Source organism: Piscinibacter sp. XHJ-5 (assembly GCF_029855045.1).
GTDB lineage: Bacteria > Pseudomonadota > Gammaproteobacteria > Burkholderiales > Burkholderiaceae_C > Albitalea.
In genome coordinates, this window is sequence record NZ_CP123228.1 from 1,949,824 (window position 1) to 1,966,819 (window position 16,996).

The following is a 16,996-nucleotide window of genomic DNA, read 5'->3' on the forward strand; positions in this document are numbered from 1 at the left end:
ACCGGTCAGGCGACGGCCGTCTCCGCAGCCTTGGCGAAGTCCTGGATCTGGTCGAAGTTCATGTAGCGGTAGATCTTGTCGCCGTCCTTGTTGATGACGCCGATGTCCGCCATGTACTCGTCCCGGGTCGGAATGCGGCCCAGGCGAGAGCAGATCGCCGCCAGCTCGGCCGAGCCGAGGTAGACGTTGCTGTTCTTGCCGAGGCGGTTCGGGAAGTTGCGCGTGCTCGTGGAAAACACCGTGGCGCCTTCCTTCACCTGAGCCTGGTTGCCCATGCACAGGCTGCATCCCGGCATCTCCATGCGCGCGCCCGCCGTGCCGAGCACGCCGTAGTGGCCTTCCTCGGTGAGCTGCTTCTGGTCCATCTTGGTCGGCGGCGCGACCCACAACTTGACCGGAATGTCGCGCTTGCCTTCGAGCAGCTTGGACGCCGCGCGAAAGTGGCCGATGTTGGTCATGCACGAGCCGATGAACACCTCGTCGATGGCGGCGCCGGCCACGTCGGACAGCGTCTTCACGTCGTCCGGGTCGTTGGGGCAGGCGACGATGGGCTCGTGGATGTCGGCCAGGTCGATCTCGATGACCGCCGCGTACTCAGCGTCGGCGTCGGCCTTCAGCAGCTGCGGATCGGCCAGCCAGGCCTGCTGCGCGGCGATGCGACGCTGCAGCGTGCGCGCGTCGGCGTAGCCGTTGGCGATCATCCACTTCATCAGCGTGATGTTGCTGTTGATGTACTCGATGATCGGCTCCTTGTTCAGGTGCACCGTGCAGCCGGCGGCGCTGCGCTCGGCCGAGGCGTCGCTCAGCTCGAACGCCTGCTCGACCTTCAGGTCGGGCAGGCCCTCGATCTCGAGGATGCGGCCGGAGAAGATGTTCTTCTTGCCCTTCTTCTCGACGGTGAGCAAGCCCTGCTTGATCGCATACAGCGGGATCGCGTTGACCAGGTCGCGCAGCGTCACGCCGGGTTGCATGCTGCCCTTGAAGCGCACCAGCACGCTCTCGGGCATGTCCAGCGGCATGACGCCGGTGGCAGCGGCGAACGCGACGAGTCCCGAGCCGGCCGGGAAGCTGATGCCGATCGGGAAGCGCGTGTGGCTGTCGGCGCCGGTGCCGACGGTGTCGGGCAGCAGGAAGCGGTTGAGCCAGCTGTGGATCACGCCGTCGCCGGGACGCAGCGAGATGCCGCCGCGCGTGCTGATGAACTCGGGCAGCTCGTGGTGCATCTTCACGTCGACCGGCTTCGGATACGCGGCCGTGTGGCAGAAGCTCTGCATCACCAGGTCGGCGGAGAAGCCGAGGCAGGCGAGGTCCTTCAGCTCGTCGCGAGTCATCGGGCCGGTGGTGTCCTGCGAGCCCACCGAGGTCATGCGCGGCTCGCAGTAGGCGCCCGGACGCACGCCCTGGCCCTGCGGCAGGCCGCAGGCGCGGCCGACCATCTTCTGGGCGAGCGAGAAGCCGCGGCCGGTGTCGGCCGGGTTCTGCGGCAGGCGGAACAGCGTCGACGGCGGCAGGCCCAGCGCCTCCCGGGCCTTGGCGGTGAGGCCGCGGCCGATGATCAGCGGAATGCGGCCCCCGGCGCGCACCTCGTCGAACAGCACCTCGCTCTTGACCTTGAACTCGGCGACGACCTGGCCGTTTCTCAGCGCCTTGCCTTCGTAAGGGCGCAGCTCGATCACGTCGCCCATGTCCATCTTGGTCGCGTCGAGCTCGATCGGCAGTGCCCCGGCGTCTTCCATCGTGTTGTAGAAGATGGGCGCGATCTTGCTGCCCAGGCACACGCCGCCGAAGCGCTTGTTCGGCACGAAGGGGATGTCCTCGCCGGTGAACCACAGTACCGAGTTGGTGGCCGACTTGCGCGACGAGCCGGTGCCGACGACGTCGCCGACATAGGCCACCAGATGACCCTTGGCGCGCAGCGACTCGATGAAGGCCACCGGTCCGCGCTTGCCGTCTTCCTCCGGCGTGATGCCGGGGCGCGGATTCTTCAGCATCGCCAGCGCGTGCAGCGGGATGTCGGGACGGCTCCAGGCATCGGGCGCGGGGGAGAGGTCGTCGGTGTTGGTCTCGCCGGTCACCTTGAAGATGGTCACGGTCAGGCTGGCCGGCACCTCGGGACGGCTGGTGAACCACTCGGCCTCCGCCCAGCTCTTCAGCACGGCCTGGGCGTGGGCGTTGCCGCGGTCGGCCTTTTCCTTGACATCGTGGAACTGGTCGAACATGAGCAGCGTTTTCTTCAGCCCTGCCGCGGCCACCGCGCCCACGGCGGCATCGTCGAGCAGGTCGATCAGCGGGCTGATGTTGTAGCCGCCCAGCATGGTGCCCAGCAGCTCGGTGGCCTTGCCGCGGCTGATCAGCGCGCAGCTCTGCGTGCCGTGCGCGACGGCGGCGAGGTAGGAGGCCTTCACCTTGGCCGCATCGTCGACGCCGGCCGGCACGCGGTGGGTGATCAGGTCGACGAGGAATTGCTCTTCGCCTCGGGGCGGGGCCTTCAGCAGCTCGATGAGCTCAGCGGTCTGCTGGGCCGACAGCGGCAGCGGCGGGATGCCGAGCGCGGCGCGTTCGGCGACATGTTGGCGATAGGCGTTGAGCATGAGGACTTTCGTTGAGGGACAGGAACACGGGCTCAGGTCGCGGTCGGAACGATGACCTTGAGCCCCTTGAAATAGTCGCGGAAGAAGCCGGCATCCCGCGTGATCAGCGCCGTGCACTGGAGCAGCGCGTGGGCGCCGACGAGGAAGTCGGGAATGGTGCGCGGCGACGCGGTGGCAAGCCCGGCCCCGCGCAGCCGCTCCTTGTACTTGCGCTGCATCTCGCCGGCGCGCACCGCGGAACGCTGCTCGATGGCCGAGAACTCGAGGCCCATCTCCTCCAGCGCATCCATGACCTGGGAGCCGTGCCCCAGGCCGGCAGTGACTTCGCTGACGACCACCTCGCACACGCCCACCGGTCCGCTGCCGAGCGCCATGCGCAGGCATGCCTCCGCGGCATCGGCGCGCACGTCCTCGCCGAGGAGGTCGATCAGGACGGAAGTGTCGACGGCGATCATCTCAAGGCTCGACCGGGTCGCCAGGGGCGCGGCCGCGGAGCTCTCGCATGATGTCGTCGGTGGTCACGCCCTCGGGCAGCTTGAACTTCCCACGCGCACGCGAAATCGCGTCGTCGACGTTCTTGCGCAGGATGATGCGGCTGCCGTCGAGTTCCACCTTGAGCAGGGTGCCCTTGGTGAGGCCGAGGGCGTCTCGAACGGCTTTGGGAAGCGTGATCTGGCCGCGTTCCGCAACGGTGGCTTCCATCGCGTACTCCGGAGTCGGTATGCATGAATTCTACATACCAGACCCGGCATACTCAAGCAAAAGGGCGTGCCTTTCGGCACGCCCTTCGTGACGGATGAAATGAGCCGGACTACAGGGACGCGCGCTGCTGGCTCTGCGTGCAGCTGTCGACCATGCGCTGGCCGATCTTCTGGTTGAGCATCATCGACTTGGCAGGGATCTGGATCCAGACGATGCCGTTCTTCTTGTCCTCCAGGCGCACGGCGCCGGTGGTGGTCTCCTGCGGGACCATGGTGTAGGTGGCGTTCTTGAATGCCACCTTGAAGTGACCGGGCTTGCCGTCGAGGGGCTGCACGTTGACTTTCTGGTCGAACTCGCACTTGGCCTCGCCCGTGAGAACGCGAGAGGCGATCTCGAGCTGGTTGGCGGTGATCTGCTCCACCGTTTCGGTGGCGAGCGCGAGGCCCTTGGCTTCGGATTTCAGCTCCTTGCGCGACTCGGACACCTTGGCCGACTTGGCGGGCTTGGCGGCCGGCTTGGCGGCTTCGGCTTGCGCGGCGGCGGTGCCCACGGTGAGCGACAGGGCCGCTGCGCAGGCGGCGGAGAGGATGAACGGACGGGTCATTTGGAAGGCTCCTCGTTGGGACGAACGCCCGGATCGGCGGGGCGGCGGTGGCAGTAACAAGCCGCCACCTGCCGCATCCATCTGCAAGAGGCATGCACATGCCGAAAACGACGCACCGCGTCACATCCGCGTGGGGGAAATCACGCGATCGTCAATAAATCTGGACACAACCTGGCCCGGCAGTGTTCGCTGCCGCGCTGTCCTGTCACGCCGTGACGTGGCTGAACCAGGCCTCGCGGACCTCGGCTGGCAGCGGCTGGCCGGTGCGGTGCGCGCGGGCGATCACCTGCCAGAAGTAGCGGTAGCTCGCGCGGTCGTGCAGCGTATCGCGGTGGCGGATGGGCGCCCAGCCCGCGGCCTGTGCCGCGTGCAGGATTTCGATGGCCATGTCGACTTCTGCGGCCGTCGGTGCGAAGGCCTCGACGATGGGCACGATCTGGTTCGGATGGATGCTCCACATGCGCGTGTAGCCCAGCTCGCGCGAGGCGCGCTCGGCCGCCTGGGCAATGGCGCGCTTGTCGGCGAACTCGGTGACCACGCAATGCGACGGCGTCTTGCCGTGTGCATGGCAGGCCGCGGCGATCTCCAGCTTGGCGCGCATCACCAGCGGATGGCTGAACTGGCCCTGCGCGCTCATGCCCTGGGCGGGGATCGCACCGCGGTGTGCCGACACGAAGTCCATCAGCCCGAACGACAGCGACTCCACGCGCGGATGCGCGGCAATCGCATCGACCTCGCGCAGCGCGCCATGTGTTTCGATGAGGAAGTGCAGCGGGATGCGCCGCCCGCGCCCCTGCACGCGGACCACGTGGTCGATCTCGCTGCACGCCCGCTCGACGTCCGCGAGATGGCGCGGCTTGGGCACCATCAGGTAGGCCAGGCGATCGCCGGCGCGCCCGATCAGCGTGTCGAGCTCGCGCTCGAAGGCCGGGTGGTCCACGGGATGCACGCGCGCGCCGACACGACCGTGGCGGTTGAGCTCGGACATCGCCAGCTCGGCCACGAGATGCGCATGTTCCACCTCGCCGCCGACCGGCGCGCCGTCCTCGCAGTCGAGCGTCACGTCGAACACCGGCCCCATCTCCCCCTGCAGCTCGAGGCTCTTGCGCATGCGCGCCTCGACGCCGGCGTAGTGATCGCAGACCGGCAGGAGCGCAGCTTCGTCGCCGTCTTCGAAGAGAGCGTCGCGAGGATGGATCATGGAAGCGGTCACCACGGGCTCCATGCGGGGCCGGCGCTCAGGGCCGCATCACAGGAGATGCTTGACGCCGTCCTGCTCTTCCTGCAGCTCCTTCAGGGTGACGCCGATGCGCTCCCTGCTGAAGGCGTCGATGTCCAGCCCTTCGACGACCTTGTACTCGCCGCCGGCCGTGGTGACCGGGAAGCCGAACATCGTGTCCTTGGGGATGTCGTACCAGCCGTCCGACGGGATGCCCATCGTGACCCATTTGCCGTTGCTGCCCAGCGCCCAGTCGCGCATGTGATCGATGGCGGCGTTGGCGGCCGACGCGGCCGACGACAGGCCGCGGGCCTCGATGATGGCGGCGCCGCGCTTGCCGACGGTGGGCAGGAAGACGTTCTTGTTCCACTCCTCGTCGTTGATCAGCGCCTTGACCGACTGGCCGTCGACGGTGGCGAAGCGGTAGTCCGCATACATCGTGGGCGAATGGTTGCCCCACACGGCGAGCTTCTCGATGCTCGACACGGCCTTGCCGGTCTTGGCGGCGATCTGGCTCAACGCGCGGTTGTGGTCCAGGCGCAGCATGGCGGTGAAGTTCTTGCGCGGCAGGTCGGGCGCGCTCTTCATGGCGATGTAGGCATTGGTGTTGGCGGGATTGCCGACCACCAGCACCTTCACGTTGCGCGAGGCGACCGCGTTGAGCGCCGCGCCTTGGGCGGTGAAGATCTGGGCGTTGGCGGACAGCAGGTCCTTGCGCTCCATGCCGGGGCCGCGGGGGCGGGCGCCGACGAGCAGCGCGTAGTCGGTGTCCTTGAAGGCGGTGTTCGGATCGCTGTGCGCTTCCATGCCGGCCAACAGCGGGAAGGCGCAGTCCTCGAGCTCCATCATGACGCCCTTCAGCGCCTTCTGTGCCTTCTCGTCGGGGATCTCCAGCAGCTGCAGGATCACCGGCTGGTCCTTGCCCAGCATTTCGCCGGAGGCGATGCGAAACAGCAGCGCATAGCCGATCTGGCCGGCGGCGCCGGTGACGGCGACACGAACGGGTTTCTTGCTCATGGGGAACTCCGAAAAGAGGGGATGAAGAAGAGGAAACCGGTGGGGGGCGGACAGAGGTGGGGCGGGCCCGCCGCGCAGAGCGAAAGTGTAGGTCACGCGCCGCTGTTGTCCTGTCAGTCTAAGGGTCAACCCGGAGTCGGTCAAGACTCTTATGTCTTACATAAGACATCAGTCAACTTTCGTGGACGGTCGGGCGCTCGCTGTGCTGCAATGTGCGTCATGGCCGCCTCCTCGTCCTTGCCGAATCCCGCCGCGCAAGCCCAGCGTCCGGCCGACGGCGAGACCCCGGCCTTCAGCCCGCTCTACCAGCAGATCAAGACCCTGATCACCCGCAGCCTCGAAGCGGGCGAATGGCGCCCAGGCGAGGCCATCCCGAGCGAGATGGAGCTGGCGGCGCGTTTCAAGGTGAGCCAGGGCACGGTGCGCAAGGCGATCGACGAGCTGGCCACCGACAACCTGCTCGTGCGCCGGCAGGGCCGGGGCACGTTCGTGGCGACACACGCCGAGCAGCAGGTGAAGTTCCGCTTCCTGCGGCTGACGCCCGATGACGGCGAGCCCGCCGGCGCCCAGCGTCGCTTCATCGATTGCCGGCGCCTGCGTGCGCCCTCGGACATCGCGCGCGCGCTCGAGCTGAAGGCGGGCGATACGGTCGTGCAGGTGCGCCGTGTGCTGTCGTTTCGCGGCACGCCGGTGGTGCTCGACGACATCTGGCTGCCGGGACAGCTGTTCAAGGGACTCACCGCCGAGAAGCTCGGCGACTACCGAGGGCCGATGTACGGCCTGTTCGAGACCGAATACGGCGTGCGGATGATCCGCGCGACGGAAAGGATCCGTGCGGTGGCGGCGGACGCGGCGGCAGCCGATCTGCTCGGGCTGCCCGTCGGCGCGCCGCTGCTCAGCGTCGAGCGCCTGTCGATGACCTACGGCGACAAGCCGGTGGAACTCAGGCGCGGGCTGTACAACACCGCTTCGCATCACTACCGCAATGAGTTGAGCTGAACGCCGCGGCGGGCGATCGGCGCGCTGTTGCGTTGCAATAAAATCATCAGGTTTCATTCCGATTACAAGGGGTTGGGGCAATGGCTGCAGAGACGACGACACCACAACGACCGGGGACCATGCGTCTGGTCGACGCGCTTCAGTACCGATTGCCGGTCGCGGGACTCGTCTCCATCCTTCACCGGGCCAGCGGCATGCTGATGTTCTTCCTCCTGCCGTTCATCGTCTGGCTGTTCGACGCCAGCCTCACCTCCGAAATCTCCTACTCGCGCTTCGTCAGCGTCTTCACGGCCGGCGTCGGTTTCGTGCCGGGCTGGTTCATGAAGCTCATCGCCCTGGCGCTGATCTGGGCGTACCTGCACCACTTCATCGCCGGCGTGCGCCACCTGTGGATGGATGCCACGCACGCAGTGGGCCTCGAATTCGGCCGCCAGTCGGCCCTGATGACGATGTACGCAAGCATCCTCCTGACGCTTGCGCTGGGCATCAAGCTGTTCTTCTTCTGAGCGAGTCCCCGATGGCAAAAACCTACGGTTCCAAGCGCATCGTCGTCGGCGCGCACTACGGCATGCGCGACTGGCTCGCGCAGCGCATCACGGCGGCGGTGATGGGTCTTTTCACCATCGTGCTGCTGATCCAGTACCTGTTGCCCGCGTACGCGAAGAACAGCAGCGGCGAGCGCATCAAGGATGCAGCCGGCAACGCCGTCTCGCTCACCGGCTACGACAGGTGGGCCGGCATCTTCTCGCCGCAGTGGATGAAGCTGCTCACCTTCGTCGTCATCGTCTCGCTCGCGTATCACGCATGGGTGGGCATGCGCGACGTGTGGATGGACTACGTGAAGTCCTTTGCCGTGCGCCTCACGCTCGAGGTGCTGACGATCGTCTGGCTGGTCGGCTGCCTGGGCTGGGCCATTCAAGTTCTCTGGAGATTCTGACGTGGCCGCTTCGATTTCCAAGCGCAAGTTCGATGTGGTGATCGTCGGGGCCGGCGGGTCCGGCATGCAGGCCTCCCTCAGACTGGCGCGCGCCGGCCTCAACGTGGCGGTGCTCACCAAGGTCTTCCCCACCCGCTCGCACACCGTCGCCGCGCAGGGCGGCATCGGAGCGTCGCTCGGCAACATGAGCGAGGACAACTGGCACTACCACTTCTTCGATACCGTCAAGGGCTCCGACTGGCTCGGCGACCAGGACGCGATCGAGTTCATGTGCCGCGAAGCGCCCAAGGTCGTCTACGAGCTCGAGCACCAGGGAATGCCGTTCGACCGCAACCCCGACGGCACGATCTACCAGCGGCCGTTCGGCGGCCACACCGCCAACTACGGCGAGAAGCCGGTGCAGCGCGCCTGCGCCGCCGCCGACCGCACCGGCCACGCGATGCTGCACACGCTGTACCAGCAGAACGTGAAGGCGCGCACGCAGTTCTTCGTCGAGTGGATGGCGCTGGACCTCATTCGCGATGCGGACGGAGACGTGCTCGGCGTGACGGCGCTCGAGATGGAAACCGGCGAGGTGCACATCCTGCAGGGCAAGACCGTGCTGTTCGCCACCGGCGGGGCAGGGCGCATCTTCGCGGCATCGACCAACGCCTTCATCAACACCGGTGACGGCCTCGGCATGGCCGCGCGGGCGGGCATCCCGCTGGAGGACATGGAGTTCTGGCAGTTCCATCCGACCGGCGTCGCCGGTGCAGGCGTGCTGCTCACCGAAGGCTGCCGCGGCGAAGGCGCCATCCTGCGCAACGGCAACGGCGAGCGCTTCATGGAGCGCTATGCGCCGACACTGAAGGATCTGGCCCCGCGCGATTTCGTCTCGCGCTGCATGGACCAGGAGATCAAGGAAGGTCGCGGCTGCGGGCCCAACAAGGACTACGTCGTGCTCGACATGACGCACCTGGGCGCCGAGACCATCATGAAGCGCCTGCCGTCGGTGTTCGAGATCGGCCACAACTTTGCCAACGTCGACATCACCAAGGAACCGATCCCAGTGGTGCCGACCATCCACTACCAGATGGGCGGCATCCCGACGAACATCCATGGGCAGGTCGTGGCGCCGAGCAACGGCAGCCCGAGCACGGTCATCAACGGCCTTTACGCGGTGGGCGAGTGCGCCTGCGTCAGCGTGCACGGCGCCAACCGGCTGGGCACCAATTCGCTGCTCGACCTGCTGGTGTTCGGCCGCGCCGCCGGCAACCACATCGTCGAGACGGCGCTGGCGTCGAAGAACCACAAGGAGCTGCCGGCCAATGCGGCCGACTACACCTTGTCCCGGCTGGCGAAGTACGACAGCAGCACCGGCGGCGAATACGCGCAGGACGTCGCCAACGACATCCGCAAGACGATGCAGCAGCATGCCGGCGTGTTCCGCACCCAGGCGTCGATGGACGAAGGCGTGCAGAAGATCAAGGCCGTCGCCGAGCGAGTGAAGAACATCCACCTGGCCGACAAGTCCAAGGTGTTCAACACCGCCCGCGTCGAGGCGCTGGAGGTCGAGAACCTCATCGAGTGCGCGCTCGCCACGATGGTGTCGGCCGCGGCGCGTCGCGAAAGCCGCGGCGCCCACACCGTGAACGACTATGCCGACAGCCCGGAATTCCCGAATGGCCGCAACGACCGCGACTGGATGAAGCACACACTGTGGTACCGCGACGGCAACCGGCTCGAGTACAAGCCGGTCAACCTGAAGCCGCTGACGGTGGAGTCCATCCCGCCGAAGGTCCGTTCCTTCTGAGACACCAAAAATGACCAAGCGCGTATTCCACATCTACCGCTACGACCCCGACAGCGACGCCAAGCCGCGCATGCAGACGATCGACGTCGAGCTCGACGGCAGCGAGCGCATGCTGCTGGACGCGCTGATGAAGCTGAAGGCGGTCGACCCGACCTTGAGCTTCCGCCGCTCTTGCCGCGAAGGCGTCTGCGGATCCGACGCGATGAACATCAACGGCAAGAACGGGCTGGCGTGCCTGACCAACATGCGCACGCTGAAGGACCCGATCGTGCTGAAGCCGCTGCCCGGCCTGCCGGTCATCCGCGACCTCATCGTCGACATGACGCAGTTCTTCAAGCAGTACCACTCGATCAAGCCATACCTCGTCAACGACGAGCCGCCGCCCGAGAAGGAGCGGCCGCAGACGCCCGAAGAGCGCGAGGAGCTGAACGGCCTGTACGAATGCATCCTGTGCGCCAGCTGCTCGACGAGCTGTCCGAGCTTCTGGTGGAACCCCGACAAGTTCGTCGGCCCGGCCGGCCTGCTGCAGGCTTATCGCTTCATTGCCGACAGCCGCGACCACGCGACCGGAGAGCGCCTCGACAACCTCGAAGACCCGTACCGCCTGTTCCGCTGCCACACGATCATGAACTGCGTCGACGTCTGTCCGAAGGGGCTGAACCCGACCAAGGCGATCGGCAAGATCAAGGAATTGATGGTGCGCCGCGTCGTGTGACCGGCTCTCCGTTCAGACTCCCGCAAGCCCCGCCATGCAGACTCGCATCGACGATCGCGCCCTGAGCAAGCTGCGCTGGCGCTGCCGGCGCGGCCTGCTGGAGAACGACCTGTTCATCGAGCGCTTCTTCGCCCGCCACGCACAGTCGCTGAGCGAATCGCAGGCGCGCGCGCTGGAGGCGCTGATGGACTTGCCCGACAACGACCTGCTGGACCTTCTGCTGGCCCGCCGGGAGCCCGAGGGCGAATTGCTGCGCGACGACGTGGTGCAGGTGCTGCGCTTGATGCGCACGCCGCAGTAGAGCAATCGAGACATCGAGCACACAGTCTTCAATCGAGTACTTCAAGGAACGACCATGATCCCGTCCGACGTGAAAGCCACCCTGTCGTTCTCCGACGGCAGCCCCAGCATGGAACTGCCGATCTACAAGGGCACCATCGGTCCCGATGTGGTCGACATCCGCAAGCTCTATGCGCAGACCGGCAGGTTCACCTACGACCCCGGCTTCCTGTCCACCGCGGCGTGCCAGTCCAACATCACCTACATCGACGGCGACAAGGGCGAGCTGCTGTACCGCGGCTATCCGATCGAGCAGCTGGCGACGAACTGCGACTTCCTGGAGACCTGCTACCTGCTGCTCTACGGCGAGCTGCCCAATCCGCAGCAGAAGGGCGACTTCGTGAAGCTCGTGACCCGCCACACGATGGTGAACGAGCAGATGCAGTTCTTCCTGCGCGGCTTCCGCCGCGACGCGCACCCGATGGCGGTGATGACCGGCCTCGTGGGCGCGCTCTCGGCCTTCTATCACGACAGCACCGACATCAACAACCCGCAGCACCGCGAGATCTCGGCGATCCGCCTGATCGCGAAGATGCCCACGCTGGTGGCCATGGCCTACAAGTACGGCGTCGGCCAGCCGTACATCTACCCGAAGAACGACCTGTCGTACTCGGCGAACTTCATGCGCATGATGTTCGCCACGCCGTGCGAGGAGTACGAGCCGAACGACGTGCTGGTGCGCGCCATCGACCGCATCTTCATCCTGCACGCCGACCACGAGCAGAACGCTTCCACCTCCACCGTTCGGCTGTGCGGTTCTTCGGGCACCAATCCGTTTGCAGCCATCGCCGCCGGCGTGGCCTGCCTGTGGGGTCCGGCACATGGCGGCGCCAACGAGGCGGCGCTCAACATGCTCGAGGACGTGCAGCGCATGGGCGGCGTCGAGAAGATCGGCGAGTTCATCAAGCAGGTGAAGGACAAGAACTCCGGCATCAAGTTGATGGGCTTCGGCCACCGCGTGTACAAGAACTACGACCCGCGTGCCAAGCTGATGCGCGAGACCTGCCACGAGGTGCTCGATGCGCTGGGCAAGACCAACGATCCCATCCTCAAGCTGGCGATGGAGCTCGAGAAGATCGCACTGGAAGACGAATACTTCGTCGCCCGCAAGCTGTACCCGAACGTCGACTTCTATTCCGGCATCGTCCAGCGCGCCATCGGCATCCCGGTGAGCCTCTTCACCGCCATCTTCGCGCTGGCGCGCACCGTCGGCTGGATCGCGCAGCTCAACGAGATGATCGGCGACCCCGAGTACAAGATCGGCCGCCCGCGACAGCTCTACAACGGCGCCGCCAAGCGCGACGTCAAGCCGATCGGCCAGCGCGCCTGAGCAGATCACGGCGCCGCGCCCGAACCCCTGGCCCCTCGGCCGGGGGTTTTTGCTTGCAGCGCCTAAAATCGAGGGTTCGCACGAGGTATCCGACGCCATGGGCTGCACGCTGTACGACAAGATCTGGGACGAGCACGTCGTCCACACCGAGGAGGACGGCACGGCCATCCTCTACATCGATCGTCACCTGGTGCACGAGGTGACCAGCCCGCAGGCCTTCGAGGGCCTGGACCTGTCGGGCCGAAAGGTGTGGCGCATCTCCGCCAACTTGGCGGTGAGCGACCACAACGTGCCCACCACCGACCGCTCGCACGGCATCGCGGACCCGGTGTCGCGGCTTCAGGTCGACACGCTGGACGCCAACTGCGACCGCTTCGGCATCACGCAGTTCAAGATGAACGACAAGCGCCAGGGCATCGTGCACGTCATCGGGCCCGAGCAGGGCGCCACGCTGCCGGGCATGACGGTGGTCTGCGGCGACTCGCACACCTCCACGCACGGCGCTTTCGGGGCGCTGGCCCACGGCATCGGCACCAGCGAGGTCGAGCACGTGCTGGCCACGCAGACCCTGCTGGCCAAGAAGGCGAAGAACATGCTGGTGCGGGTCGAAGGCTCGCTGTCCAAGGGCTGCGGCGCCAAGGACATCGTGCTGGCCGTCATCGGCAAGATCGGCACGGCCGGCGGCACCGGCTACACGATCGAATTCGCCGGCTCGGCCATTCGCGCGCTGAGCATGGAAGGCCGCATGACGGTGTGCAACATGGCGATCGAGGCGGGTGCGCGCGCCGGCCTCATCGGGGTCGACGAGACGACGCTGGCCTATGTTCAGGGCCGTCCGTACTCACCGAAGGGTGTCGAGCTGGAGCAGGCCCTTGCCTATTGGCGCACGCTGCGCTCGGATCCCGATGCCCAGTGGGACGCCGTCGTCGAGCTCGATGCCGCCACCATCCGCCCGCAGGTCACCTGGGGCACGTCCCCGGAGATGGTGCTGTCCATCGACGACCGGGTGCCCGATCCTGATCGCGAGAAGGACGCGAACAAGCGCAGCGCGATGGAACGCGCGCTGACCTACATGGCGCTGGAGCCGAACAAGCCCATCGCCGACATCCTGATCGACAAGGTGTTCATCGGCTCGTGCACCAATTCGCGCATCGAAGACCTGCGCGAGGCGGCGGCGATCGTGCGGCGGCTCGGCGGTCGCATTGCGTCCAACGTCAAGCTGGCCATGGTCGTGCCGGGCTCCGGCCTCGTGAAGGACCAGGCCGAGCGCGAGGGGCTCGACCAGGTGTTCAAGGCGGCCGGATTCGAATGGCGCGAGCCCGGCTGCTCGATGTGCCTCGCGATGAACGCCGACCGCCTCGAGCCCGGCGAGCGCTGCGCCTCGACCTCCAACCGCAATTTCGAGGGCCGGCAGGGCGCGGGAGGCCGCACCCACCTGGTCAGTCCGGCGATGGCCGCGGCGGCTGCCATCGAGGGCCATTTCGTGGACGTTCGCCGCATTGCCTGAAGCACTACACAAAGCATCGCTGGAAGGGGACCCGTCATGAAGAACTTGTTGCTGATCGCCGCCGCCGTCTTCGTTCTTGCCGCCTGCAACACCATCGATGGCCTCGGCAAGGACATCAAGAAGGCCGGCGAATCGATCGAAGACGCCGCCAGCAGGAAGAAGTAGCCATGCAGCCGTTTCGCCTTCACAAGGGGCTCGTGGCCCCGATGGACCGTGAGAACGTCGACACCGACGCCATCATCCCCAAGCAGTTCCTGAAGTCGATCAAGAAGTCCGGCTTCGGACCGAACCTGTTCGACGAGTGGCGCTACCTGGATCCCGGCTTTCCCGGCCAGGACCCGGCGTCGCGCAAGCCCAATCCGGACTTCGTGCTGAACCAGCCGCGCTACCTGGGTGCCTCCGTGATGCTGGCGCGCAAGAACTTCGGCTGCGGATCCTCGCGCGAGCACGCGCCGTGGGCGCTCGATCAATACGGCTTTCGTGCCCTCATCGCCCCCAGCTTCGCCGACATCTTTTTCAACAACTGCTTCAAGAACGGCCTGCTGCCGATCGTGCTGCCGGAGCACGAGGTGGCCCGGCTGTTCGACGAGGTGGCGGCCTTCGTCGGCTACCAGCTGACCATCGACCTCGAGCGCCAGGTGGTGATCAAGCCTGACGGCAGCGAGCTCGCATTCGAGGTGCAGCCGTTTCGCAAGTACTGCCTGCTGAACGGGTTCGACGACATCGGCCTCACGCTGCGGCACGCCGACAAGATCAAGGCTTTCGAGGCGGAACGGCTGCTGAAGAAGCCGTGGCTGGCTCACCGCATCTGAGTCCAAGACAAAGGAAATCGCTCGTGAAGATTGCAGTGCTGCCGGGTGACGGCATCGGGATCGAGATCGTCGCCGAGGCGGTGAAGGTGCTGAAGGTGCTCGACCTCCCGTTGGAAATGGAACAGGCGCTCGTCGGCGGCACGGCCTACGAGGCTCACGGCCATCCGCTGCCCGATTCGACGCTCAAGCTCGCGCAGCAGGCCGATGCCGTGCTGTTCGGGGCCGTCGGCGACTGGAAGTACGACAAGCTCGAGCGCGCGCTGCGTCCGGAGCAGGCCATCCTGGGTTTGCGCAAGCACCTGCAGCTGTTCGCCAACTTCCGCCCGGCGATCTGCTATGAAGAGCTCACGCACGCGTCGAGCCTCAAGCCCGAGCTGGTGGCCGGCCTGGACATCCTCATCATCCGCGAGCTCACCGGCGACATCTACTTCGGGCAGCCGCGCGGCCGCCGGCTGTCGCCCGACGGCGCCTTCGAAGGGCAGACCGAGGCGTTCGACACGATGCGCTATTCGCGGCCGGAGATCGAGCGCATCGCTCACGTTGCCTTCCAGGCGGCGCGCCGGCGCGGCAAGCGCGTCACCAGCGTCGACAAGGCCAACGTGCTGGAGACCTTCCAATTCTGGAAGGACATCGTCACGGAGGTGCACGCGCAGTACCCGGACGTGGAGCTCGAGCACATGTACGTCGACAACGCGGCGATGCAGCTCGTCAGGGCGCCCAAGAAGTTCGACGTGCTGGTCACCGGCAACATGTTCGGCGACATCCTGTCGGACGAGGCGGCGATGCTCACCGGCTCGATCGGCATGCTGCCGTCCGCCTCGCTGAACGCCGACAACAAGGGCCTGTACGAGCCCAGCCACGGCAGCGCGCCCGACATTGCAGGCAAGGGAATTGCTAATCCGTTGGCTACAATCCTGTCTGCCGCCATGATGCTCCGCTACTCCCTCGCCCAACCCGAAGCCGCCGACCGCATCGAGTCGGCCGTCAAGCACGTGCTGGCGTCGGGTCTGCGCACCGCGGACATCTGGTCCGAGGGCAGCACGCGCGTGGGTACCCGCGAAATGGGTGACGCCGTGGTCGCCGCCATCGTCAAAACCATTACCAAGAAGAGCTAGTCAGCTCCGGATCGTCTCGCCCCTACCTCTCCGGCGATTCGAGCCGGAGGAACGGAGAGGTTTCAACAACTCGCAAGGGCATAGAGATGAGAGTCGTAGGATTGGTGGGATGGCGCGGCATGGTCGGCTCCGTGCTGATGGACCGCATGCAGGCCGAAGGCGATTTCGCGCTGATCGAGCCGGTGTTTTTCAGCACCAGCGCCGTCGGCGGCAAGGCGCCGGCATTCGCCAAGAACGAGGGTACGCTGAAGGACGCGTACGACATCGACGCGTTGAAGCGCTGCGACATCGTCATCACATGCCAGGGCGGCGACTACACGACGGAAGTCTTTCCCAAGCTGCGCGCGGCAGGCTGGACCGGTCACTGGATCGACGCGGCGTCCACGCTGCGCATGAAGGACGACGCGGTCATCGTCCTCGACCCCGTCAACCTGCCGGTGATCAAGAAGGCGCTGGCCAACGGCGGGCGTAACTGGATCGGCGGCAATTGCACCGTCAGTTGCATGCTGATGGGCGTCGGGGCGCTCTACAAGGCGGGGCTCGTCGAGTGGATGAGCACGCAGACCTACCAGGCGGCTTCTGGCGGCGGCGCGCAGCACATGCGCGAACTGCTGGCGCAGTTCGGCACGCTGAACGCCGAAGTGAGGTCGCTGCTGGCCGATCCCAAGAGCGCCATCCTGGAGATCGATCGGCTCATCGTCGCCAAGCAGCGCGCACTCACCGAGGCCGAGACGGCGAACTTCGGCGTGCCGCTGGGCGGCAGCCTCATCCCCTGGATCGACAAGGACCTGGGCAACGGCGTGAGCCGGGAGGAATGGAAGGGCGGGGCCGAGACGAACAAGATCCTGGGACAAGGCGAGGGCTTCGGCACGCCTTCCGTGCCGGTCGACGGCTTCTGCGTGCGGATCGGCGCGATGCGCTGCCACAGCCAGGCGCTCACCTTCAAGCTGAAGAAGGACGTGCCGCTGGCCGATGTCGAGGCGCTCATCGCCGGCGACAACGACTGGGTCAAGGTCGTGCCGAACAACCGCGAAGCGACCATGCGGGAACTGACGCCGGTGGCCGTCACCGGCACGCTCGACATTCCGGTGGGCCGCCTGCGGAAGATGGCCATGGGCCCCGAATACCTCGGCGCATTCACCATTGGCGACCAGCTTCTCTGGGGTGCGGCCGAGCCCCTGCGCCGCATGCTTCGCATCCTGCTGGAGGCGTGAAATCGTCCGGGCAACGTTCCGTTACGTTGCCCGGACGCGACATATTGACGGTATCGCGAACCGGATGGGCCTGTGACCCAATGTCAGTAAATGCATGAGCTTG

At 66.2% G+C, this 16,996-nt stretch carries 18 protein-coding genes; 12 read left to right on the forward strand and 6 right to left on the reverse strand.

What is annotated here, in order from left to right:
- Positions 1-5: 5 nt before the first annotated feature.
- The 6 genes from acnB to P7V53_RS09230 all read right to left on the reverse strand — a co-directional run bounded on the left by acnB (position 6) and on the right by P7V53_RS09230 (position 6,133).
- A complete protein-coding gene (acnB, locus tag P7V53_RS09205) occupies positions 6-2,591 on the reverse strand; it encodes a bifunctional aconitate hydratase 2/2-methylisocitrate dehydratase (protein ID WP_280155187.1) in 2,586 nt (861 codons plus the stop codon).
- 32 nt (positions 2,592-2,623) lie between these two features.
- Entirely contained in the window at positions 2,624-3,046 is a 423-nt protein-coding gene (locus tag P7V53_RS09210; RefSeq protein ID WP_280155188.1) for a type II toxin-antitoxin system VapC family toxin, read from the reverse strand.
- A 1-nt stretch (position 3,047) separates the two neighbouring features.
- A complete protein-coding gene (locus P7V53_RS09215) occupies positions 3,048-3,293 on the reverse strand; it encodes an AbrB/MazE/SpoVT family DNA-binding domain-containing protein (protein ID WP_280155189.1) in 246 nt (81 codons plus the stop codon).
- Positions 3,294-3,402: 109 nt separating this feature from the next.
- Positions 3,403-3,897 carry a hypothetical protein gene (locus P7V53_RS09220; RefSeq protein WP_280155190.1) on the reverse strand — a complete coding sequence of 165 codons (495 nt, stop codon included), beginning with the start codon at positions 3,895-3,897 and terminating at the stop codon, positions 3,403-3,405.
- A gap of 205 nt (positions 3,898-4,102) precedes the next feature.
- Positions 4,103-5,098, reverse strand: coding sequence for an aldolase/citrate lyase family protein (locus tag P7V53_RS09225; protein ID WP_280156470.1), 996 nt, complete (start codon positions 5,096-5,098; stop codon positions 4,103-4,105).
- Between the two features lie 48 nt (positions 5,099-5,146).
- Entirely contained in the window at positions 5,147-6,133 is a 987-nt protein-coding gene (locus tag P7V53_RS09230; protein ID WP_280155191.1) for a malate dehydrogenase, read from the reverse strand.
- Between the two features lie 219 nt (positions 6,134-6,352).
- On the opposite strand from P7V53_RS09230, the gene P7V53_RS09235 reads away from it, so the two are divergent.
- The 12 genes from P7V53_RS09235 (at position 6,353) to asd (ending at position 16,893) form a co-directional block, all read left to right on the forward strand.
- Complete coding sequence (locus P7V53_RS09235; protein ID WP_280155192.1) at positions 6,353-7,132, forward strand: GntR family transcriptional regulator; 780 nt, start codon at positions 6,353-6,355, stop codon at positions 7,130-7,132.
- A 119-nt stretch (positions 7,133-7,251) separates the two neighbouring features.
- The gene (gene sdhC, locus P7V53_RS09240; protein ID WP_280155193.1) at positions 7,252-7,638 is read left to right on the forward strand and encodes a succinate dehydrogenase, cytochrome b556 subunit; all 387 of its coding nucleotides are present in this window, start codon (positions 7,252-7,254) and stop codon (positions 7,636-7,638) included.
- Between the two features lie 11 nt (positions 7,639-7,649).
- Positions 7,650-8,069: a succinate dehydrogenase, hydrophobic membrane anchor protein gene (gene sdhD / locus P7V53_RS09245; RefSeq protein ID WP_280155194.1), complete on the forward strand. Its 420-nt coding sequence runs from the start codon at positions 7,650-7,652 to the stop codon at positions 8,067-8,069.
- Positions 8,070-8,133: 64 nt separating this feature from the next.
- On the forward strand, positions 8,134-9,861 hold the full coding sequence (gene sdhA / locus P7V53_RS09250) for a succinate dehydrogenase flavoprotein subunit (RefSeq protein ID WP_280156471.1): 1,728 nt from the start codon (positions 8,134-8,136) through the stop codon (positions 9,859-9,861).
- Positions 9,862-9,871: 10 nt separating this feature from the next.
- The gene (locus P7V53_RS09255; protein ID WP_280155195.1) at positions 9,872-10,576 is read left to right on the forward strand and encodes a succinate dehydrogenase iron-sulfur subunit; all 705 of its coding nucleotides are present in this window, start codon (positions 9,872-9,874) and stop codon (positions 10,574-10,576) included.
- A 34-nt stretch (positions 10,577-10,610) separates the two neighbouring features.
- Positions 10,611-10,877 carry a succinate dehydrogenase assembly factor 2 gene (locus P7V53_RS09260; RefSeq protein ID WP_280155196.1) on the forward strand — a complete coding sequence of 89 codons (267 nt, stop codon included), beginning with the start codon at positions 10,611-10,613 and terminating at the stop codon, positions 10,875-10,877.
- Between the two features lie 54 nt (positions 10,878-10,931).
- Positions 10,932-12,245, forward strand: a complete 1,314-nt coding sequence (gene gltA / locus P7V53_RS09265) for a citrate synthase (RefSeq protein ID WP_280155197.1) — start codon at positions 10,932-10,934, stop codon at positions 12,243-12,245.
- A 97-nt stretch (positions 12,246-12,342) separates the two neighbouring features.
- Positions 12,343-13,752 carry a 3-isopropylmalate dehydratase large subunit gene (gene leuC, locus P7V53_RS09270; protein WP_280155198.1) on the forward strand — a complete coding sequence of 470 codons (1,410 nt, stop codon included), beginning with the start codon at positions 12,343-12,345 and terminating at the stop codon, positions 13,750-13,752.
- 36 nt (positions 13,753-13,788) lie between these two features.
- A complete protein-coding gene (locus P7V53_RS09275) occupies positions 13,789-13,917 on the forward strand; it encodes an entericidin A/B family lipoprotein (protein WP_280155199.1) in 129 nt (42 codons plus the stop codon).
- A gap of 2 nt (positions 13,918-13,919) precedes the next feature.
- On the forward strand, positions 13,920-14,564 hold the full coding sequence (gene leuD / locus P7V53_RS09280) for a 3-isopropylmalate dehydratase small subunit (protein ID WP_280155200.1): 645 nt from the start codon (positions 13,920-13,922) through the stop codon (positions 14,562-14,564).
- 23 nt (positions 14,565-14,587) lie between these two features.
- Positions 14,588-15,679, forward strand: a complete 1,092-nt coding sequence (leuB, locus tag P7V53_RS09285) for a 3-isopropylmalate dehydrogenase (RefSeq protein ID WP_280155201.1) — start codon at positions 14,588-14,590, stop codon at positions 15,677-15,679.
- 86 nt (positions 15,680-15,765) lie between these two features.
- Complete coding sequence (gene asd, locus P7V53_RS09290; protein ID WP_280155202.1) at positions 15,766-16,893, forward strand: aspartate-semialdehyde dehydrogenase; 1,128 nt, start codon at positions 15,766-15,768, stop codon at positions 16,891-16,893.
- The last annotated feature ends 103 nt before the right edge of the window (positions 16,894-16,996 follow it).